At 32.5% G+C, this 20,837-nt stretch carries 18 protein-coding genes; 6 read left to right on the top strand and 12 right to left on the bottom strand.

Features of this window, described 5'->3' with window-relative positions:
• Positions 1 to 31: 31 nt before the first annotated feature.
• From G3A46_RS06305 to G3A46_RS06295, 3 genes are all read right to left on the bottom strand, one after another.
• Positions 32 to 1,816, bottom strand: a complete 1,785-nt coding sequence (locus G3A46_RS06305; protein ID WP_165147691.1) for an aminopeptidase P family protein — start codon at positions 1,814 to 1,816, stop codon at positions 32 to 34.
• 289 nt (positions 1,817 to 2,105) lie between these two features.
• Positions 2,106 to 2,330, bottom strand: a complete 225-nt coding sequence (locus G3A46_RS06300) for a VF530 family protein (protein ID WP_139854631.1) — start codon at positions 2,328 to 2,330, stop codon at positions 2,106 to 2,108.
• A 101-nt stretch (positions 2,331 to 2,431) separates the two neighbouring features.
• Positions 2,432 to 4,039: an SDR family oxidoreductase gene (locus tag G3A46_RS06295; protein WP_165147688.1), complete on the bottom strand. Its 1,608-nt coding sequence runs from the start codon at positions 4,037 to 4,039 to the stop codon at positions 2,432 to 2,434.
• A 271-nt stretch (positions 4,040 to 4,310) separates the two neighbouring features.
• On the opposite strand from G3A46_RS06295, the gene G3A46_RS06290 reads away from it, so the two are divergent.
• On the top strand, positions 4,311 to 4,565 hold the full coding sequence (locus G3A46_RS06290; protein WP_165147685.1) for a YtxH domain-containing protein: 255 nt from the start codon (positions 4,311 to 4,313) through the stop codon (positions 4,563 to 4,565).
• A 69-nt stretch (positions 4,566 to 4,634) separates the two neighbouring features.
• Here the strand turns inward: G3A46_RS06290 and G3A46_RS06285 are convergent, their stop codons facing one another.
• The 4 genes from G3A46_RS06285 to G3A46_RS06270 all read right to left on the bottom strand — a co-directional run bounded on the left by G3A46_RS06285 (position 4,635) and on the right by G3A46_RS06270 (position 13,547).
• Entirely contained in the window at positions 4,635 to 5,081 is a 447-nt protein-coding gene (locus G3A46_RS06285; protein WP_165147682.1) for a cold shock domain-containing protein, read from the bottom strand.
• A 235-nt stretch (positions 5,082 to 5,316) separates the two neighbouring features.
• Entirely contained in the window at positions 5,317 to 7,590 is a 2,274-nt protein-coding gene (locus G3A46_RS06280) for a BamA/TamA family outer membrane protein (RefSeq protein WP_165147680.1), read from the bottom strand.
• Between the two features lie 58 nt (positions 7,591 to 7,648).
• On the bottom strand, positions 7,649 to 12,769 hold the full coding sequence (locus G3A46_RS06275; RefSeq protein WP_165147678.1) for a translocation/assembly module TamB: 5,121 nt from the start codon (positions 12,767 to 12,769) through the stop codon (positions 7,649 to 7,651).
• Between the two features lie 178 nt (positions 12,770 to 12,947).
• Positions 12,948 to 13,547: a Crp/Fnr family transcriptional regulator gene (locus G3A46_RS06270; protein WP_139854622.1), complete on the bottom strand. Its 600-nt coding sequence runs from the start codon at positions 13,545 to 13,547 to the stop codon at positions 12,948 to 12,950.
• Positions 13,548 to 13,701: 154 nt separating this feature from the next.
• On the opposite strand from G3A46_RS06270, the gene G3A46_RS06265 reads away from it, so the two are divergent.
• The 4 genes from G3A46_RS06265 (at position 13,702) to G3A46_RS06250 (ending at position 17,631) form a co-directional block, all read left to right on the top strand.
• Positions 13,702 to 14,121, top strand: a complete 420-nt coding sequence (locus G3A46_RS06265; protein WP_139854620.1) for a transcriptional repressor — start codon at positions 13,702 to 13,704, stop codon at positions 14,119 to 14,121.
• A gap of 131 nt (positions 14,122 to 14,252) precedes the next feature.
• Entirely contained in the window at positions 14,253 to 16,202 is a 1,950-nt protein-coding gene (locus tag G3A46_RS06260) for a heavy metal translocating P-type ATPase (RefSeq protein WP_165147676.1), read from the top strand.
• Positions 16,203 to 16,313: 111 nt separating this feature from the next.
• Positions 16,314 to 17,060, top strand: a complete 747-nt coding sequence (locus tag G3A46_RS06255; protein ID WP_165147674.1) for a YoaK family protein — start codon at positions 16,314 to 16,316, stop codon at positions 17,058 to 17,060.
• Between the two features lie 13 nt (positions 17,061 to 17,073).
• Complete coding sequence (locus tag G3A46_RS06250) at positions 17,074 to 17,631, top strand: DUF4256 domain-containing protein (RefSeq protein WP_165147672.1); 558 nt, start codon at positions 17,074 to 17,076, stop codon at positions 17,629 to 17,631.
• Positions 17,632 to 17,676: 45 nt separating this feature from the next.
• Here the strand turns inward: G3A46_RS06250 and G3A46_RS06245 are convergent, their stop codons facing one another.
• From G3A46_RS06245 to G3A46_RS06225, 5 genes are all read right to left on the bottom strand, one after another.
• On the bottom strand, positions 17,677 to 18,291 hold the full coding sequence (locus G3A46_RS06245) for a VTT domain-containing protein (protein WP_165147670.1): 615 nt from the start codon (positions 18,289 to 18,291) through the stop codon (positions 17,677 to 17,679).
• A 200-nt stretch (positions 18,292 to 18,491) separates the two neighbouring features.
• Positions 18,492 to 18,770 (bottom strand): DUF1456 family protein, encoded by a 279-nt coding sequence (locus G3A46_RS06240; protein ID WP_165147668.1) that lies wholly within the window; start codon positions 18,768 to 18,770, stop codon positions 18,492 to 18,494.
• A gap of 128 nt (positions 18,771 to 18,898) precedes the next feature.
• Positions 18,899 to 19,357, bottom strand: a complete 459-nt coding sequence (locus G3A46_RS06235) for a universal stress protein (protein WP_139854612.1) — start codon at positions 19,355 to 19,357, stop codon at positions 18,899 to 18,901.
• Between the two features lie 105 nt (positions 19,358 to 19,462).
• Positions 19,463 to 20,119 carry a hypothetical protein gene (locus tag G3A46_RS06230; RefSeq protein ID WP_165147666.1) on the bottom strand — a complete coding sequence of 219 codons (657 nt, stop codon included), beginning with the start codon at positions 20,117 to 20,119 and terminating at the stop codon, positions 19,463 to 19,465.
• Between the two features lie 86 nt (positions 20,120 to 20,205).
• Positions 20,206 to 20,406 carry a hypothetical protein gene (locus G3A46_RS06225; RefSeq protein ID WP_165147664.1) on the bottom strand — a complete coding sequence of 67 codons (201 nt, stop codon included), beginning with the start codon at positions 20,404 to 20,406 and terminating at the stop codon, positions 20,206 to 20,208.
• Positions 20,407 to 20,534: 128 nt separating this feature from the next.
• Here G3A46_RS06225 and G3A46_RS06220 point away from each other — a divergent pair.
• A partial coding sequence (locus G3A46_RS06220; protein WP_277875384.1) for a sigma-70 factor domain-containing protein occupies positions 20,535 to 20,837 on the top strand: 303 nt, incomplete at its 3' end.

Raw genomic sequence — 20,837 nt, 5'->3', positions numbered from 1 at the left:
TTTATATTTTTTTTGGTTAGATTTTGATGGTTTATAATTCTTCACACATACGTTTTAACCACTCTTTTTCATCAGTATTCAGCATAGGAGATAGTTGATCAAACACCATTTTGTGATAAGAGTTATACCAGTCAATTTCAGTAGTTGTTAGTAAAGACTTATCAATTAGTTGTCTGTCTATCGGGCATAATGTAACTGGCGTAAATCCTATAAATTCTCCGTATTCTGTTTCTTGTTTAGCTATAGACAATACTATGTTTTCAATTCGAATTCCAAACACTCCTTTTTTATAACACCCAGGTTCAATAGTTGTAAGTTGATTCGGTAAATGTGCTGTTCTCCCGCTACTCGTTGCAGGATTTGTTGTAAAACCTTGTGGTGGTTCGTGTACCATCCCGAAACTACCTATTCCGTGACCTGTTCCGTGTGGATAGTTTAAGCCTTGTTGCCAAAGATGGAATCTTGCAAATGCATCAATTTGCATCCCAACAGTTCCTTTAGGAAATTGTAATTGCTCAAGTGCAATATATCCCTTTAAAACTGATGAATAGGCCGTTTTTAATTCTTCAGTTGGCGTCCCTCCTAACCAAACAGTTCTGGTAATATCAGTGGTTCCATCTTTGTATTGAGCGCCACTATCTACTAATAGAATATTTTCATTTTTCACCATGGCAGAGCCTTCTTTTGGTGCTGTATAATGTATGATTGCGCCGTTTCCTTTATAGCCTACAATTGCAGCAAAAGATTCACCTGTATATAAATTTTGTTGTTGCCTGAAACTTTCTAGTTTTTTTCCAATTTCATATTCAGAAATCTCTCTTATTGCAAGTTCATTTTCCAACCAAATGAAAAACTTCGTAAGTGCAACTCCATCCTTTACCATACAGTTTTTGGAACCGTTTATCTCTATTTCGTTTTTAATAGCTTTCAATTCTCTTGCTATTGAGTTTTGAAATAAAAACTTACTCTGTATAGCGTTAAAAACTGCATAATTAAGAGACGATAAATCTGTGATGATTTTCTTGTTTGAATCTAATTTCTGAAATTCAGAAATAGCTAAATCATAGTCTAATACTTCGATATCTAATTTTGAAAATGCTTCAATAGCTGACTGGGAAAACCTGTTTCTATCACAAAAAATAATTGTGTTATCCAATCCAACTAATGCGTAAGAAGTTACTAAAGGTGTAAAGTCAACATCTTTAGAACGAATATTAAATAACCAAGCAATTTCATCTAAACTTGAAAACAAATAATAATCTGCTTTCGCTGTTTCAATTTTATTTTGAACTTTTTTAATTTTTGAAGCAGTAGTTTCTCCGCTGTATTCTAATGGGTGAATGTCAACTGGAAAACTCGGCAAGGCGGGTCTATCCTTCCATATTTCATCTACTAGATTAGGAATGTTTTTAAGTTCAATATTTTTAGAACTCGATACTTCTTTTATATAATCGATTTGGGCTTTTGAAAATTGAAAAAAATCAACGCCAATAACAGTTTCTTCCTCTAAACTATCACACAACCATTGTACGTGTTCTGGAGCATGAGGTATCGATTGTTTGTGTAAGTTTAAATTGTAGTCTTTACATTCATCTTCAAATTGAAGGAAGTAACGTGAGTCTGTCCAAAGTGCAGCTTCATTTTGATTTAAAACTAACACCCCAGCTGAACCTGTAAATCCTGTAAAATACTCTCTTACTTTCCAATGTTTAGCAACATATTCTGATTGATGAGGATCTGTTGAAGGTATAATAACTGCATCTAATTGATATTTAGTCATTTGTTGACGCAGATTCTCTAGCCTTTTATTAATCATAAGAAGTAATTGAAAAATTTATTTTGTAATGGATTTAAAAGTTTAAAATTAATAATATCAAATGGATTTTATCTGGCATTTGAAGTTAAAAAAACGGGAAAACCCATACAATTATATGGGTTTTGAATGAGGAGTAGGATAATTATTCAATATTAACAGTAAATCTTATCAATGCTTTTTAGCTACTATACGCTAATTAAAAACTGATGCCATAAAAACATAAATATTTTTAATGACTTAGTCCTGTCTATAATACAAATTAAGAAGATATGAACTCTTAAGAATTATCTTAAGAGTTCTTTTTTGTTTTTAAGTATAGATTCTCCACTTTTTCTCTAGCCCACGGAGTTCTACGTAGAAATTTTAAGCTAGACTTAATGGAAGGGTTACTATTAAAGGAGTTAATTTTAATTTTTTCACCTAAGGTCTCCCATCCATAAAATTCTACTAGATATTCTAAAATATCGGCTAGCTTCACTCCGTGTAAAGGATTATTTGGTTGTTCGTTACTCATAGTTTTAAAACTTTAAAATTTAATTGTATTGAAAACCTCTCGATTTAAAAAGGTTCCCGATAAACTATCGGGACACGCCGTTGTTAAATAGTACTAATCATCTACCAGTCTATTGGTCTATAATCCTTTAAAAATTTCCCACTCCAGTGTTTTCCAGTGTTAATCCCGTCAAACAATGGATCCATAACTCTTGCTGCACCATCTACAATATCTAATGGAGGTTGAAAGTCGTGTAATTCCATTTTTCGCTTTGCAAGCTCTACAGGGTCTTCATCTGTTACCCAACCCGTATCGACTGCGTTTATATAGATTCCTTCCTTAGCAAGACTTCCTGCTGCAGTATGCGTTAACATATTAAGCGCGGCTTTTGCCATGTTTGTATGTGGATGTCGGTCTTCCTTAAAAAAGCGATGAAACTTTCCTTCCATAGCCGAAACATTGATAATGTGTTTTTTACCGGTATTTTCTTTCTTCATAATTTCACCCAAACGATTACAAAGAACAAAAGGAGCTATAGAATTTACTAATTGAACTTCAATCATTTCAGTAGTTTCAATTTCACCTAATCTTAATCGCCAGCTATTAGTCTTCCTTAAATCTACTTGTTGTAAATCTGCATCTAGTTTTCCTTCAGGGAAAACTTCATTTGCACTTAATGAATTATCAAAACTATATGGTATTTGTGAAAGTTTTGCCGAAGCTTTAATTCCGATTCCTGGTTCTGAACCGTGCCAAGTAACCGGTAAATTTTTATTTGGGTCTTTACCAATATCGTCAGTAAGTGATTTTAACTCGGTTAAACAATGGTAGTGATCTTGAAGTAAATCTTTTACAAATTGAGGGTGGTCTTCAAATGGCATTTCTTCTTTAGGCATCAAGTGCTTGTAAAATCCAGCTGGCCTACGTACAGTTTGAGCTGCGTTATTTATTAAAATATCAAGCTTGTCATATTTCTGCTCTATATAATTACAGAAAATTTCAACACTAGGAATATGGCGAAGGTCTAAACCGTGAATTTTTAAACGGTCAGACCATTGGTGAAAATCTTCTTCTTGACCAAAACGATAAGCAGAGTCTGCGGGAAATCTAGTAGTTGCGACAACAGTCGCTCCTGCCCTAAGTAACATCAATGCGATATGATACCCAATTTTAAGTCTTGAGCCTGTTAAAACTGCTACTTGCCCTGTTAAATCGGCTGTTTGAAACCTTTTAGCATAATTAAAATCTCCACACTCGGTACACATTGTATCATAAAAGTGGTGCATTTTTGTAAAAAGAGTTTTACAAACATAACAGTTGCGAGGGTTTTCAAGTTCTAAAGTTTCTTTTGAAGACAAATCTGAAGTTTGTAAAAGCTTGGGGGCTACAAATACTACATTCTCTCTAGCACTTCTTATCCCTGTTTCTTTTCGTGCAGTTCTATCTTTATTTGCAAGTTTACGCTTCTGGGCTTTCTTGGCGTCTTTTTTTCTACGTGAAAATTCGTCTCGATTAGGTCTTGAAAGTTGACCAGAAGCCTTTATTAAAGCTGTACGTTGTTCCTTTGGAATTTCAAAAATCTCATCGGTATTATTATTCAAATATTCAAGTATAGCAATACACTTGGCAATTTCATCAGAATTAATTGCTTTATTTTCTTTATCAGAAAATTCACTAGAAAAATTATTTTCTTCAACTGAGATATCATTCTCAGACTCCTTTCGAGACATAGTTTTAGTTTTTAACAAATATAGCTAGAGTATCAATGTAAAATGTAATTATGGTAATCATAAATTTTAAGTTTCTCTTTTAAAGAAATCATCTGCATTTCATCCCCAAAAAAACATAGTGTAGATCTTTAAAAATCTTTTTAATTTAAAAATTTGGGAATACTTTAAAAGTATTTTCATTTAAGTATTAAATTTATATTAAAGTCAACAATATCACATTGTTATGGTGCGCTAATCTCGTATCTTCACATAAACAAAAAAATAAAAAGATATGAACAATAAAGGAAAAGGATTATTAGCAGTTTTAGGTGCAGCTGCGGGTGCATTTGCACTATGGAAGTATAACAAAATGACTCCAGAAGAAAAGCAAAGACTTAAAGACAAAGCTACTGATACAGGTAGAAGAATTAAAGAAAAAGCTGGCGAAGTTGAAGATACAATTTCTGAAAAGTACGGTCAACTTAAAAATGCCGCACAACGTGAAACCAACCAGCTAAAAAATAAAGCTGAAGACTTAACTAGTTAATAAATAACTAGACTTAAATTGAAAAATCCCGCTTTTGGCGGGATTTTTTATTTAAAAAAGTTTAATGCTTTAGATTTTAGTAACCTTTACAGCATTCATTCCTCTTTGACCTTTTTCAAGCTCGAATGATACGTTATCATTTTCAGTTATTTCGTCAATAATTCCACTTACGTGAGTAAAGTACTTTTCGTTGTTTTCGTTATCGATAATAAATCCGAATCCTTTCGATGAGTCATAGAAAGAAACCTTTCCCTTTCTTACAGGGTCAAAAGCTTCTCTATCCCCTTCTTCTTTTGGTGGAATTCCAAGGATTATATCTTCTGCTTCAATTTCTGGCTTCATACTAGGATCTGGTGGCGTATCAGTTAAGTTACCGTTATGGTCTACATAAACAAAGTCTATTCCTGGAGTTTTATCAGCTTTACGAGCTAATTTTTTCTTTTGTTTTTCCTCCTTCTTTTTCTGTTTTGCTTTTTCTTTTTCTTTTTTACTGTACGTCTGTTGCGATTTTGCCATTTGTGTTTTTAGAATAAAAAAAGCCATCCGCTGTAGGCAGATGACTTTTTAATGAATTACATATTAAAAATTATTGTTATTGGTATACCTACTGGGGTTTTAAATTATAGTTGCCCCCTAATGCTTCAAAGGTACGGATAATTAATGTGTTAAAATAATTAATGACTGACTATTTAATTATTAATTCTAATTCTTTATGCTAAAAGCTTTTGTTTTCACTTAAAAAAACTAGAATCTAGAAAGGATATCCAATTCCGAAATTAAATACAGTTTCCTTTACGTTAAAATCGAATCCATTATCCTTGGATGGCTCGTGAAAAGGAGCGGCAAAATCAAAGCGTAGTACAAAACCTTGCACATCAACTCTAAGTCCTACTCCTGCTCCCATTCCAAGTTCTTTGATAAAACTTGAGGTAAATTTATCTTTCCCTTCGTAAACTGGATTAGGATCTGAGTTCCATATATTTCCTGCATCGGCAAATACAGCTCCTTTTAAGAAAGATATAATAGGAAAACGATATTCAATATTTGCTTCAATGCGAATGTTTCCTGTTTGATCGAAATAATTAGTTTGAGAATTACCTTCATCAGAATATGTTCCTGGCCCTAAAGATCTAATTCGAAACGCTCGAACACTATAAGGTCCTCCAGAGTAGTATTGCTTTACATAAGGCATTATATCGGAATTTCCATAAGCATATCCGTATCCACCGAATAATCTAGCAGCTATAAGTTGTTCTTTTCCGAAGTTTAAATGATATCTAAAATCTGCATCAACTTTTGCATATTGAGCATATTCTAAATTTAAAATTCCTTTTTTACCATTATCCATTTCTTTGCCAAACAAACTCATGGTGTTACCCGCAACATCTAAGGTTGAATTAATAAAAAATTGATGTTTTTTAGATGCATCTACCATTCCGTTGTAAGTAAATGAATAGTTCAAGCCTGCAATAAATTGCTTTTCAAAACTGCGTTTTAGATAAGGGTTAGCGTCTAAAATGTTTTGAAACTCTTCAGTAGTATTTGAAGGTTTTGTGTAGTTTAATGAAATAGGTATTATTTCGTGAGTTACATACCTATTTGCTTGCCAAAGGTATCCAAATTGTGCGCTACCCGATAGTAAAGTATAAAGTTGTGTTCTTCTTAAATAATCAAGACTAATGCTTGTCTTTGTTTTAGGTATATCGTATTTAAAAAAGTCGCTATCTATTTTTATTGGAAAAATTACTCTTGGGAAAATCAACTCAGATTTTAAACCTAAATCTACACTTGTTTTACCACTACTACTCCCACCTCCTACTTGCATTTCATAACCAAAACTAGCAGTAGTATTTAATGTTTCCCCACCACTAAAAAGGTTTCTGTTACTGTAAGTTAATGCTATTCCAGGTCCAGAAAAATTATTGGATTTTGATACTGCTTGCAATTCAACACGAAGAGCTCTTTTGTTTAAAGGTGATAGAAATATATTAGCTTCCAAAATTCCCAAGCTGTCATTATGTACAGTATCTCGTTCTTTATACTGAATATTCACAAACTTATACGCTCCAATTGTTGAAAGTCTTCTTGCTGTATTTCTTGAGTTTTCTGGGCTGTAATATTGCCCTTCCTCCAAAGTAATAAAAGGATCGAGGTATTTTGATTTAAAAAAATCTGAACTGTTTATAAAGTTCTTTTCATTAAAACGCTCCACCTCATTATCAATAGAATCTTCTACGTGATAGTTGGCGTAAACATTAATTTTAGAAATTTTATAGGGAATAATAGATTTTTTAGGAACATCTTTTTTTAATCCGAGAAATAAATCAAATCGTTTTTTGTCATACTGATTAGTGTCGACTTCAAAAATTAGAAAACTTGAATTAAAGTTATAATATCCATTTTGTTTTAATTCTCTATCTATACGTTCACGTTCCATCTTCATATTAGCTAAGTCAAAACGCATTCCTTTGGAAAGCTTTGTTTTGGCTACACTTTTTTTAACTTCAGGATAAATAGGATGCGGCATACTATCTATTTGGTAACTAGCAATTGTGTATGCCTTTGGTGCTTTAACTGTGTATTTTACTGAAGCTTCTTTGTCTCCCTCATTATCTTCAAACTCCGATGTAATCTCACTATAGAAAAAACCTCTGTTTTCCATACGATTGAGTAGGATTTCTTCAACTTCATAAGGTTTTACATCACTTTTATAAACAGGTTTTTGTTCTCCAAATCGTTTATAAAAAAATCGATTTATAAATCCCGGATTCTCTTTTTGCATTTTGTAGTAATAATGAAGCCCAACACGCATTCCCAAAAACTTTTTATTAGGCTTGGGCAATAAAGCTTCTTCTAAAACAGATTTTAGTTGAGATTCATTTTTTATAATAGAATCCGATTTAATCTCCACAGTTGCACCGGTATAAAGCATTTCATCTTCAGGTATGTGCTTTTTTACTGCACACGATTGAAGCACGAGCAATGCCGATGTTAAAATAAATACTATTTTAAATTTGATATACATAGTCCAACTTTGCTTAGCAACCTATTAGGTGGCTTAAGTTTAAGTATTACAGTTTTACTTATTCCTTAGTTTTTGAATCATTAGTGTTTTTATCATCTTCTCCTTCATTTTCAATATTCTTTTTAATTTCTTCCTCTTCTTTTTCTATTTTTTCTTTTTCCTTTTCCAATGCTTCTTTTTCAGCCTTTTCCTTTTTGGTTTCACCACTTAAAATAGCTTGCCACAATTCATCAAACTTATTAAACTCTTGTGTGAATATTAAAGCAATTCCACTTACAATAGTTTGTCCGTCAACAACATTTTCAAATTGATTTTTTCTAAATCCTTTTATTCTGTATCTGCCGTTTTCGGTGATTAAATATTCTAAACTTACATCGCCAATAATTGGGGCTTCTTCTTCATTTGAACCGCTTCCTTGTATGTCAACTTCACTACCTACACGTACTATTAATCTATCGTTGAAGAGTTTTTTCTGCGCAGCAATATCTAATTGTGTACGCTCTTGTGCTGTTTCACCTTGGTAATCGGTATAGCTGTTTAATCCAAAATCCAATTGAATTCCAGATCCGCCTAATAAATTATTTGAAAAGTTATTTAATTGATCTGAAATAGCGTCGTTTAAATTATCTCTTGCCACAGTGGCAAAACCTCCAGCACTACCATCACTTCCTGGTTCCGGATAAAATCTATTGAGAACTAGCAATGAAAATACTTGACGATTTAATTCGTCTTCCTGACTATTTACTTGTTGTAATCTTCCATATACCTGTCCTCCTATTGCTCCCTGCTCATCCTCTGGCATATCAAGGTCGAATGCGATTATTGGTTTGGTTAATTCTCCGTCAATATTTAAATATACGCTAAATGGTAATACTTGTTTATACCTATTTTTCACCGAAGGATCAGCTCCAGAACTTATAGGCGCCATTAATGCCGACGCAGAGGCTTTCAAATTGTATACAGCCTTGATGTCTAGTTTAGCATCAAAAGGATCGCCAGACCAACTTACTCTACTTTCAGGAGCAAGTTCAAATCTTCTGTTTACTAAATTGTATAAGTTCATTTCATAATGACCACCTGCCACATTATATACGCCACTTAAATTCATTCTTCCTGTAGGATTCATTGTAAAATCGAATTCCCCAGCACCGTAAACTTCAAAGTTATCTCCTGTTTCTTGATCTATTATAATTTTGACTTTAGCTTCTTTCCCAATTTTTAAAAATGCCCTAACATCAAGCCCTGTTAATGTTGCTGTTTTTTCAGCAGTTTGCGTTAATATAGCATCTCGATTTTCACGATTTACAAATACTACAACTCCATCTCGTTCTTCAATAGACACTGATGACGAAGGCAATATATAAGTAATATCAGTTGCATCATTTACAGTTATATTGGCGTCTAGTTTTGGAACTAGCATATCTCCCGTTAGGGTTGCATCTGCGTTAAATGAAGCCTTTCCATATAAAAAGCCATTATCATCCTTTGTTGCGTTTAATACTTGAAAATCTTTTGCGTTAATCTTCAAATTAAACGTGGGATTGATAAAGTTTTTCGTGCCAACCTCTCCAGATAAAACCAATTGGTTCTGATTTTCATCACGCACAGTAAAACCATCCATAAAGAACCCATCGTTATTAATAGATAGAGTTTCATTTTTAAGTGTAAACGGTGCATTTAACTTTGCAATAGTAAAATCTGCATTATTAAAAATTAATTTCCCTTCGTAATTGGGCTCCGCTATACTCCCGGTTACATTAAACTTTCCTGAAAATCCTCCTTTACCATTTTTAATTTCACCTAAAGAAAACCCTTCGAGCGCTTTCATTTTAAACTCATTTATAACTAAGTCTAAATCTATCTGTGCATCTTTTTGATTTGCTATATAATCTCCCCTTAAATCTAAATCGACGTCGCCTTCTTTTAAAGCTAAATTAAAATCGTAACTATTTTCACCTTTCGACTTGGCGTCAACCGTCATCGTTCCTAAACCAACATCTAAGAAATTTAAATTATCTACAGTAAGGTCTGCCAAAAGCCCCATATCCCCAAAAGGATTAATAGTTATTAGACTACCGTTTAAATTTCCCTTAGCGATTTCATCTGATGGATTTAAATAATTTAGAATCTCACTTAATTTGAAGTTATTAAATGTAATTGCTGCGTGATTTTCAGGCACATTTGGCAATTTATCTGATAGTTCGACCATCTCATCGCCCTTAGAAAATTTAAAATTGTTGAATTCTAAATTATCTTTTCTAATAAGAATCTCATTGTCTTTAGGAGTAAGCCACTTACTTCTATCGAGTATTAAATCTTCAGGAATAATATTAAATCTAAGCTGTTCTGAAGTACCTGTAATTTGAGATTGAATATTAATAAGCGTACTGTCTTTATATACCGACTTGAAGCTTAGGTTCATCTCATTATCTTGCTGGTTTCCTGTAATTTTTGTCTTAGGAATATCTAAGGGGCCACCCTTTATATTTTTAAAGCCCAGGTCAAAAACAAATTTATCTTTATCTGTATCCATTGTGAATGAAAGACTATCCAACTCGTTGCTTCCATAAACAATATGTGGTGCTTGAATATCTGCTTTTAATTTTCGTGCTGCTTCGTCAAAGTCAACCGATAGTTTAATTGTATCTAGTTTTTTAACATTCACTAAAAATACTTCATTTAATACAGGGGCTTCTACTATTCGCCCTTTAGCATTAAGCTTTATAGGATTGCTTATGGTATCAGACAAGGTAATGTCTCTAGAAAAATAACTGGAAACATGTCGCTTAATGGCTTTGCTAAATAACTCTGGATTTGTATTACTCTCTAAACTAAGTTGAACAATTTTATTATTAATCCACACAGAAGTGGTATCGCTTCTAGTGTGAGCAGTTGCCAATACATCGCCCAATATGTACGTTTTATCATCATATACCACTACTCCATCTCCAATTGTTGAAATAACATCGAGACCATCTTTAGTGATATCAAAATCGGCGTCTAAGGTAAAAGCTGTCCTAACATCTCGATCCATTAACCCAAGCGACTTCAAGTTTGCACCAATAATTTTTAGATGTGCATTAGCATTTGTTGCTATAGAATCTAAAATTACGTTAGCATTAAAATCTAAGTTGATATTTTCATCTTTATAAGCTGAAACCACATTCCCTTTTCCGTCTTTGATATTACCATTTATAGCTAAATCTTTTATAGCATAATTATTAAACTGAAAACTAGATATTACAGCTTCTAATTTTGCGTCAAGAGTGTTTATATCATTACCTGTACCACTAGTTTTTATGTTTAAACTAAGAGTTCCTAATTGATCGTTTTGTAAAAGCTCATTTAGTTTATACTCTTTTATATCAACATCGGCATCAAAAGAAATTTGCGAATCGTTTTTAAAGTGGCCATCTATAGTTGCAACTCCTTGTGTAGTGGTTAGGTTAGCTTTGGCGTAAACATCTTTTAAATTTCCTTTAGCACTACCATTAAGTGAAATATTTTCTGGTAGACTTACTCCTAAATCTTTTTCACTTACAAATTGAATTAAATCTGTACGCTTAGTATTTGAAGCAAAATGAGGAATATTAAATTTCAAATTATCTGGATTTGTAACATTCTCAATTAATCCATTAGCAGTAATTCGAGTAGAATTCCCCCAATTAACAGTCATATTTGGGAAGGTTATTGCAGATAAATAGCCTGAAGCTTGTACATTTCCTGAAATATACTTTTTACTTAAAGTCTGTAAATATTCATTCTTACGAAGTTCTGGTTGAAATTTAAATACTTCTCTTAAATCTACTTGAAATGCAGGGAAGTTTAAAGCTACTTTAGTTTTGTCTGGAACCTCGATTAAATCTGCTAAAGAAATATAGTCTAGGTGTACATTTCCCTTTAGCCTGTTGTTGTTAAGCGCTAACCCTAAATTATCAAGGTTTAATTCAGTATCAGTAATATCTAAATTTAAAGCTAATTCATTTAGATTTAAACCTGACCCTTCTTGAAAGGTTAAAGTTTTGAGTTGTAAACCTGCCTTTTTATCCTTTAAAAAAACATCATTTGCCTTTAAATTAAAGTCCTGCAACGCAATTGCATTGGAATTAAAATGATCTTTTTTCACTTTATGGTTACCAACAAAATAACTGATGCTATTACCTTTTAAATCAATGTTATTTATTGCAAATTTAAAATCGGGCCACTCAAATTTTTGAAAATCAGCTTTTACTTCTTCCTTTATTTCTTCTGCCTTTTGAGTAATCTCGTTAACTTCTGTTTCGGTGTTAATTGCAATAATTGAATTATTCAAACTGAATTCTCCAATAACAATCTCATTATTACTTAAATCTGCTTTTTCTAATTTTAAAAACAAATCAGATAACTCTAGGTTAGCAGCAATCCTATCGGCATAGGATTGATAATCTACAAATACGTTTTTCAGAGAAACCTCCTCTAAGGCTATATAAGGTAAAGGAGAATCTGATGGTGGTGTTGGCGGAACAGGAGATTGGATATATTTAATATGAGCATTAGAAATTGAAGCATCCGAAGCACGAAAATCCATGTTTTCTAAATCGGTTTTTTCCATTTGTAGGCTTAATGCTCCTATTTTGAATTGGCTATTTATACCCAATACACTGTCATTAAACACTACATTAAAATCTTTAAAACTGATATTCCCTAAAATTATATTTAAAGGTTCCGAAGCAGTTTCGTTTTTAACTGCGGTAGTATCAGACGAAGCAAAAGCATCTACCAGGAACTGAAAATTATAGCCTTTAATTGAATCTTTCCGGAAAATATTTGCGCGAAGCCCTTCCCATTCAAGATATTCAACCCCTATACCATTACCGCGAATAATAGGAAGAAGCGGTACGTCTGCTTCTAAAGATTTTGAATAGATTAATGTATCTCCTTTTTTATCCTCTAGATAAACGCCTTTAAGCATAATATTACCATCGAAAGTAATAAAAAGCTTTTCAATCTCAACTTTGGTATGGGTTTTATCGGATACATATTTAACAGCACGCTGTACTATAATATCTTGTCCCCAAGGACTTCTGATAAATAGTACAAGAAGAATTAACAGTAGAATTAGAACTAAGAAAACTCTTCCTATAATTCTTAAAACTCTGTATTTCTTATTTTTTTTATTCTTTTCTTTTTTCTTTTCCAATGCTGTATTTGGTAGGTATCAAAAATAGGAAAATTATAAACCAATAATCGTATTTAGGTAAGTAACAATAAGTTTAAATTACATCTAGTATAGTAAACTAAACCAACTTTTTATCGTTTTGAAACTGTAAAAATTCTTGAAGTAAATGGAATGTTGAGTAATAAGATTTTGACTGCTGCTATTTACTGGGTTTAAAATTTCTTTTTGCTAAATCTTTACGAACTCTACTCAAACTTTCTGGCGTAATACCCAAATACGAAGCAATCATCCATTGTGGAACACGAAGTAATAAATCTGGATACATTTCAATAAAACTCAAATATCTTCTTTCGGCAGTTGCTCCTAATAAAAGATTAATCCGTTTCTGCATTTGACGGATATGATTGTGCAACAATTTATCATTAAACTGACCGAACACTGGACTAATTTTATTAGCGTTAGCAAAAAAATTTTCTTCCAATAACACAACTTCGGTGTCTTCAACAGCTTCAATAAAACTATCAGAAGGATCATTGAAATAAACACTACTTCTATCAACTATAAACCAATTCTCTGGTGCAAATTGAATAATATGTTCCTTCCCGTCGTCTCCTAATCTATACGAGCGAAGTAAACCTTTTTCCACAAAAAACGAGTTACTGCAAATAGCACCTTTATTCAAAAGAATGGAACCTTTTTCATACTTTTTCTTTTGAAGTTTATCATATAATTCTGTTGCTTGTTCTTCAGAAATAGCTGCAGCGTTAATCAAATAAGATTTAAAATTAAATTCGTTCATCCGAAAGTTTGTTTTATGCAAATAGTTATTTCACCTACTTCAAAAATACCAATTTATAAGTTATAACTTCTAGCTCATATTAACTTAAAAGACCAAACAAATACCTTATTTTTATAAGTTCTTAGCAGCAAAGAAACTATAAGATTTTTTTATAATGAAAACGGCAAAAATTGAATCATTACTTCAAAAAAGTAACGTTAGACCAACAGCTATGCGTATTTTGGTTTATAATTTTCTTTTAGAAAATGAAGCTGCTAAAAGTTTAACAGATTTGGAAAACTATTTTGATAAGTCTGATAGAACAACGCTATATCGAACAATTAAAACTTTTGAAGAAAAAGGTGTTGTTCATCAAATAGATGATGGCACTGGCACAACAAAATATGCCTTATGCGAACAAGGTTGTAATTGCCAAATAGAAACTGATCTTCACCTCCACTTTTATTGCAATATTTGCGATGAAACCGTTTGCTTAACCGATAGAAAAATCCCGCATATCAATCTTCCTGATGGCTATACTGCTGAGGATGCCAACCTCGTGATAAAAGGTAGATGCGAAAAGTGTCCTGAATAATGCACTTCTGTTGCACTATCTATATTTCTAAATTGCCACTTTAAATACCAAGCTATTTGTTATAGAATTTGTTAGGCTTAAAAAATAGCCGAAATGAATTTTTATTTCAAAATTGGAAATAAAAATATGCAATGAAGAAAAAGGAATTAGCTCATAATAAGTTTGAAAGTGAAGAAAGATGCTGCAGTCACAATCATAATGTCAATACCGATAATCACCAAAGTAATTTCAAAATATATTTACCTGCCGTAATAAGCTTTATAATGCTAATTTCGGGTATTGTAATGGATTACTATAACACTGCTTTCTTTAAAAATTGGGTTCGATTAGTATGGTACGGAATAGCTTATATCCCAGTGGGTTTCCCAGTAATGAAACAGGGTTGGGACAACATTATTAAAGGAGATTTTTTTACAGAATTCTTTTTAATGACCATTGCTACCATTGGAGCTTTTGCCATTGGTCATTACGAAGAAGGTGTTGCTGTAATGCTTTTTTATACAGTTGGAGAGTTATTCCAACATTCGGCAGTTGAAAAAGCTAGAGGAAATATAAAAGCTCTTTTGGATGTGCGCCCAAAAGAAGCTTTAGTAAATCGAAATGGAAAATACGTCTCAGTAAACCCTGAAGAAGTTGAAATCGGTGAGAAAGTTCAAATACGCGTGGGAGAAAAAATCCCCGTAGATGGTAAATTAGTTTCTCAAAAGGCTTCATTAAATACGGCAGCACTCACCGGTGAAAGCAAGCCTGATACAATTAGAGAAGGAGATAAAGTTTATGCAGGAAGTATTAACCTTGAAGGCGTTATCGAAATTGAATCCACAAAACTATTTAACGATAGTTCAATATCTAGAATTTTAGATTTAGTTCAAAATGCTACTTCTCGTAAATCTAAAACTGAACTTTTCATTAGAAAATTCGCTAGAATCTATACTCCAATAGTTGTTTTTTTAGCTATAGGCGTTACGCTTCTACCCTACTTTTTTGTAGACAATTATGTGTTTCAAGATTGGTTATATAGAGCTTTAATATTTCTAGTAATTTCATGCCCCTGCGCCTTGGTAATATCTATTCCTTTAGGGTATTTTGGAGGACTAGGAGCTGCTTCACGAAATGGGATACTATTTAAAGGAGCTTCATTTCTTGATGCGATTACCAAGATAAACACTGTAGTTATGGATAAGACAGGTACCCTGACTAAAGGAGTTTTTAAAATCAGTGCAATTAAGGCATTTACCTATTCTGAAGAAGAATTGATGCAATATCTTCTTGCAATTGAAGCTCAGTCAACGCATCCCATAGCAAGAGCTATTATGGAGTACGAGCATGATAAAAACATATATCAAGCAAATAATGTTACTGAAATAGCTGGAAAGGGATTAAAGGGCAATGTTAATGGTAAAACTATACTTGCTGGAAATAAATCCTTACTGATTTCTAATAATATTGAAGTTCCTCAAGAAACTGAATCTATTGTAGAATCTATTGTTATGATTGCCATAGATAATGTATTTGCGGGATATGTAATAGTTGCAGATCAATTAAAAGATGATGCTCAAGAAGCTATTACAAACCTGAGAAAGGTTGGAATTAAGAATATCATTATGCTTTCGGGTGATAAAGCTTCAATTACTGAAAAAGTTGGTCTAGAATTAAAATTAAATCAAGCTAAAGGCGGATTGTTGCCAGAAGATAAATTGGATGAGGTTGAAAGATTAAAAAAGATCCCGGGCACAAAAGTTGCCTTTGTTGGTGATGGAATAAATGACGCACCTGTTATTGCGGCAAGTAATGTTGGAATTGCGATGGGAGGCTTAGGCAGTGATGTTGCTATAGAAACTGCCGATGTAATTATTCAAACAGACCAACCTTCAAAAATTGCTCAAGCGATTAAAATAGGACGTTCAACCCGACATATTGTTTGGCAGAATATAGCTTTGGCATTTGGTGTAAAATTAATTGTTTTAATTCTTGGTGCAGGAGGTATAGCTACAATGTGGGAAGCTGTTTTTGCTGATGTGGGTGTAGCTTTTCTAGCCATTTTAAATGCGATACGATTACAAAAAATGAAATGGTCATAAATTGAGTATGGTTTCAAAGTTTCAATGTCAACAAAAACGTTAAATTTGTTTTATTCATAATTGTTCACATAATTCCTATAATGCTTACTATAAAGTTTAAAATAAAATATAATGTTTAGGCATCAAGGCAAAAGCAGAACTTTAAAGCACAACCTACAAATTGCAACTGTTTTATCATTTGTTGCTGGAATTGTAAACGTTACTGGGTTTCTTGCCATTCAAGAGCTTACTACTAATGTAACTGGACATTTTGCCCAATTTATATATGAATTAGAAAATTTAAAATTTTGGAAGGGAACTATTTATTTGCTGTTTATCCTTTCATTTCTTCTAGGATCTTTTTGTTCTAGTATTCTAATTTTAAAATTCAGAGAAACTAAAAGAATAAATGTTTTTGTGTTACCTACGTTAGCAGAAGCCCTAATTCTTGTTACAGCAGCTATCCTGGCTCAATCTACCGAAATACAGTATCCAAATACTATAGCTTGCTTATTACTGTTTTCAATGGGTATGCAAAATGCTTTTGTAACTAAAATTTCAAACGAAATTGTACGTACAACACACCTTACGGGGCTTTTCACCGATTTAGGTATTGAATTGGCTCATCTGTTTTTTCCAAAAATGCACCCTGACATTGATAAAGTAAAATCGAATATAAAGCTTAGAATGGTAATAATTTCTTTTTTCTTTATGGGAGGTTTACTAGGTGGCTTTTGTTATTCAACTTTAGGGTTTAAGACAAACAATTTACTAATTGGAGCTGTTATACTAATACTGAGTTTATTTTATGACGACTTAAGATTTAGCCTAATTAAATCCAAAAGGAAATTCAATCAGAAAAAGATTCGGAATAACTAATGACACAACTTTTATGGAAAAAGATCTGAATCAACTCCAAACCTTAGAAATTTTAGGAATACTAAAAATACGTTTTCAGAATAACAAAAAACGTCATGTTGATGTAGATTGGGAACAGGTAGAATTAAAACTAAAAAGTAGTCCACATAAACTTTATTCGTTGTACCAAATGGAAACTACGGGTGGTGAACCAGATGTAGTTGGAATGGACCATCAAACCAATGAAATTAAATTTTTCGATTGCTCTATAGAAAGTCCTAAAGGACGACGAAGTTTATGTTACGACAATAAAGCGCTAGAAACAAGAAAACTTCATAAACCTAAGAATAGCGCTGTTAATATGGCATCCGAGATGGGCGTGGAACTACTAAATAAAAATGAGTATCGTGAACTTCAAAAGTTAGGAGAATTTGATTCAAAGACTTCGAGCTGGTTAAAAACACCCGATGAAATTCATAAACTAAACGGAGCTATTTTTGGCGATTTCCGTTTTAATACTGTTTTTGTTTATCATAACGGAGTACAATCCTATTACGCCGGAAGAGGCTTCCGAGCATCTTTAAGAATATAACCAATAAATTAAGCTTAGAAATAAACTATTCTTAATTAGCCTTTACTAAAGCAAATTGAAAATAGCTAAAGCGTAAAGGTAGAATCTTACAAAACGAAGTAATCCGAAAAGCAGATAGTTTCTAAAGCTATAATGAATCATTCCTGCAGCCATACTAGTCATAGAATACGGTATAGGCAATAAAGCACCAACAACTATAAGGAAACCTCCCCATGTGCGAATCTGCTTTAAGTGCTTCTTCATTTTACCTTCCATATAATCATAAACTCTAGGAAGAGTGAAAATCCATCTACCAATAAAATATGAAATAATACCTCCTATGTATGATAATGCAGCTAATAAAGTTAAGTAAAGTATTGGCTGAGGCATTTTATCACTCCAAGCAATAAAAATTTCTGGTGGTACAAGTCCAAGTAAAGACTCTGAAGCCAAGAAGACCAACAAAATATTTATCGGCGCGTAGGTTTCAGTGATATAAGTAAAAAGGTCACTGAAATCTACTAAATACCTATCTACGGCAAATAATGCAGCAATAATTAAAACTATTGGAATAAAAGCTTTTTTAAGACTTTGCCCTACAAAAGAATAGAAACCTGTGTATTTGTAATACAGGTGTACCCTCTTTAGTTTGTTAGTTTCAGATTTTTTTACTGTGTTCATTATATGTTGTGAAAATTCAATCGTTTTTATCTTAAAAATAGTCATCAACCTATACAGGTTTAAGACGTTGCAAATATAATTTTATTAATACTCAGACACAATGATTTATGAAATCATTCACGGTTAATTGTATGTTAAAGAATTACAGTGTTTTAACACCGAAATCCCTAACGAAAGAAAAGATTTAAAAAAAATATATTCTAAGGATTTGGCTTAGATTGTCCGCTAGGTTTTGCTTGTGGTTTTTTCTTTTCAGGCATTGGTCCACGTAAATGAATTACTAAGCCATTTAAAAAATTACGAAGAAACTGATCACCACATTCCATATACTTTTCGTGGTTTTCATTTCTAAATATTGCACCAAGTTCGCTTTTACTTACTTTGAAGTCTACTAATGCACAGATTTTTACGATATCTTCATCTCTAAGTTTATGCGCTACGCGCAATTTTTTCATTATATCGTTATTTGTTAATGCCATATATCAAGATTGAATTTTTTCAAAGATAACTTTATTTAAACTCTATAAAAACCAGATTGCATAAGAAATAAGGTATCCAATATGTCTTAAATAAAAACCCTTCTCTTTTAAATGCATTCACTTCCCTCCTACTTTTCTCCGGTAGGAACAAGATATACTGGAACTTTGGTTTTTTCAAGTACACTAGATGCAACTGTCCCAAGGAAGATTCTTTCTAAAGTACCATGGCTATGAGTTCCCATAACAATTAAATCTGCACCCCATTCGTTGGAATATTTTAAAATCTCGTTTGCGGTATCTCCTTCTACTAGTTTTGTTGAAACATTTTCGCCTCCTATATGTCTCTTTGCTTGTTGAAGATAATCTTCAGCAACTTTTACAAATTCTTCTTGTATGTTGTAATCTACAGGAAAAGCATATCCTTCATATCCCATAAATGGTTGATATTCCATTCCATAATAACGCATTTCAGAAAGAACATGAAGCAAACAAACTTCAGCATTCATCATTTTTGCTAACTCGTAACCCTTATTTACAACTTTTTCAGAATTAGGGTTATAATCAACTGTAATTATTACTTTTTTCATATCGGATAGTGTTTCTTGTAAATTTAAAATACAATGATGAATAAATTCGCTTTAATCGGCAATATTTCTTTTAAAAATGGATGTTTTGCAACTATTCAATAAAAATTATTGCTTCACAATAATCGTAGTGGCTTTATTTCCTGTTAGCAAATTCCATTCATAAGAAGCTAAAAGGTTTCCAATTTCATCGTAAACATTAACTTGTGCCGTATTCGGGCCTGAAGAACCCTGATTTAAAGCTTCGAAATCAATTTTATTAAATCCGTCCTCAAGCGGAAGATCAAAGCCTCTAAAGCTTCCTTCTAGTCTAACGTGAGCAATTTCAATTTGTCCGTTAACCCATACTCTAATCATATCTCCGTCCACAAACTCGTGATCACGATACATAATAGTAGCTTTTTTTGCTGTTGTTTTAAAATCACCTAAATACTGATCCTTCCCGTACTCAGGTTTAGCTTCCTTATCTTTAGTAAAATACTTCGGGGCTTTGTTTGTACCTGTGTAGTCTATAAGCCCATCCCCATTTTGCATATCGATTTGCTTATCTTTTTCTTTTCCTAAATCAGAATTACTAAAAGTATTAGACTTATTATTTTTAGTAAGTGAAGGTGTTTTTACAGCTGGTATTTCAAAACTTGTTGGATTATCTATTGTTGATTGCGATGATTCAAAACGAACATTGTTGTTATTCGGGAATTCAATTTGTGCAAACAAAACCCCGTTAAACAGAATTAAACCAATAAATAAGACTTTCTTTAACATAGCATATAAAATTTCTTAGCCTATAACAACAACTACACCAAATTTAGTGTGCTAATTGATAAAACAAGAAATATATTATAAAATTTTTATTTATTCTGTTTTTGCCTTTTTCTCCACCAAAGAATTAATATCACAAATACGATTGGAATAATTATATAAATTATCAAGTCGGCTGTATTTGATAAATCTATTGGGTAATCACTTGGTTTTGGTACCTCTGTAGGCTTTTGTGCCCAACCAATTGAGGTAAATAACAAGGCTGTTATAGGGATTAAGATATCTTTCATATTCATAATTTTTATTAAGGTAAACATTAAAAACTACACCATCAAATTTTAACAACTTATGTTAACTATTTGGAAAATCCCCAAAAATGTCTTACTATGCCATGTTATTATTAAAAACAGGAGAATATATGAGACAACTTAAGATCACGAAGCAGGTTACCAACAGAGAAACCAAATCTTTAAACAGTTATTTACAAGATGTTAGTAAGATAGATTTAATAACCGCCGAAGAGGAGGTTGAGTTGGCACAACGAATTCGTGAAGGTGATCAAGCCGCACTAAATAAATTGAGTCGTGCGAATTTACGATTTGTTATTTCTGTGGCAAAACAGTATCAGAACCAAGGTTTAAGTCTTCCAGATCTTATTAACGAAGGAAACGTTGGTTTAGTGAAAGCTGCTAAAAGATTTGATGAAACGAGAGGTTTCAAA

Origin of the sequence: Aequorivita sp. KMM 9714 (assembly GCF_011065475.1) — a bacterium.
GTDB lineage: Bacteria > Bacteroidota > Bacteroidia > Flavobacteriales > Flavobacteriaceae > Aequorivita > Aequorivita sinensis.
Note: the sequence above shows the minus strand (reverse complement) of the source record. Positions and strands in the feature narration are given on the sequence as shown.

What these genes read in the sequence shown, in the direction of transcription:
- G3A46_RS06305 (WP_165147691.1), bottom strand. Translation starts at nt 1,816, where the DNA reads ATGATTAATAAAAGGCTAGAGAATCTGCGTCAACAAATGACTAAATAT.
- G3A46_RS06300 (WP_139854631.1), bottom strand. Translation starts at nt 2,330, where the DNA reads ATGAGTAACGAACAACCAAATAATCCTTTACACGGAGTGAAGCTAGCC.
- G3A46_RS06295 (WP_165147688.1), bottom strand. Translation starts at nt 4,039, where the DNA reads ATGTCTCGAAAGGAGTCTGAGAATGATATCTCAGTTGAAGAAAATAAT.
- G3A46_RS06290 (WP_165147685.1), top strand. Translation starts at nt 4,311, where the DNA reads ATGAACAATAAAGGAAAAGGATTATTAGCAGTTTTAGGTGCAGCTGCG.
- G3A46_RS06285 (WP_165147682.1), bottom strand. Translation starts at nt 5,081, where the DNA reads ATGGCAAAATCGCAACAGACGTACAGTAAAAAAGAAAAAGAAAAAGCA.
- G3A46_RS06280 (WP_165147680.1), bottom strand. Translation starts at nt 7,590, where the DNA reads ATGTATATCAAATTTAAAATAGTATTTATTTTAACATCGGCATTGCTC.
- G3A46_RS06270 (WP_139854622.1), bottom strand. Translation starts at nt 13,547, where the DNA reads ATGAACGAATTTAATTTTAAATCTTATTTGATTAACGCTGCAGCTATT.
- G3A46_RS06265 (WP_139854620.1), top strand. Translation starts at nt 13,702, where the DNA reads ATGAAAACGGCAAAAATTGAATCATTACTTCAAAAAAGTAACGTTAGA.
- G3A46_RS06260 (WP_165147676.1), top strand. Translation starts at nt 14,253, where the DNA reads ATGAAGAAAAAGGAATTAGCTCATAATAAGTTTGAAAGTGAAGAAAGA.
- G3A46_RS06255 (WP_165147674.1), top strand. Translation starts at nt 16,314, where the DNA reads ATGTTTAGGCATCAAGGCAAAAGCAGAACTTTAAAGCACAACCTACAA.
- G3A46_RS06250 (WP_165147672.1), top strand. Translation starts at nt 17,074, where the DNA reads ATGGAAAAAGATCTGAATCAACTCCAAACCTTAGAAATTTTAGGAATA.
- G3A46_RS06245 (WP_165147670.1), bottom strand. Translation starts at nt 18,291, where the DNA reads ATGAACACAGTAAAAAAATCTGAAACTAACAAACTAAAGAGGGTACAC.
- G3A46_RS06240 (WP_165147668.1), bottom strand. Translation starts at nt 18,770, where the DNA reads ATGGCATTAACAAATAACGATATAATGAAAAAATTGCGCGTAGCGCAT.
- G3A46_RS06235 (WP_139854612.1), bottom strand. Translation starts at nt 19,357, where the DNA reads ATGAAAAAAGTAATAATTACAGTTGATTATAACCCTAATTCTGAAAAA.
- G3A46_RS06230 (WP_165147666.1), bottom strand. Translation starts at nt 20,119, where the DNA reads ATGTTAAAGAAAGTCTTATTTATTGGTTTAATTCTGTTTAACGGGGTT.
- G3A46_RS06225 (WP_165147664.1), bottom strand. Translation starts at nt 20,406, where the DNA reads ATGAAAGATATCTTAATCCCTATAACAGCCTTGTTATTTACCTCAATT.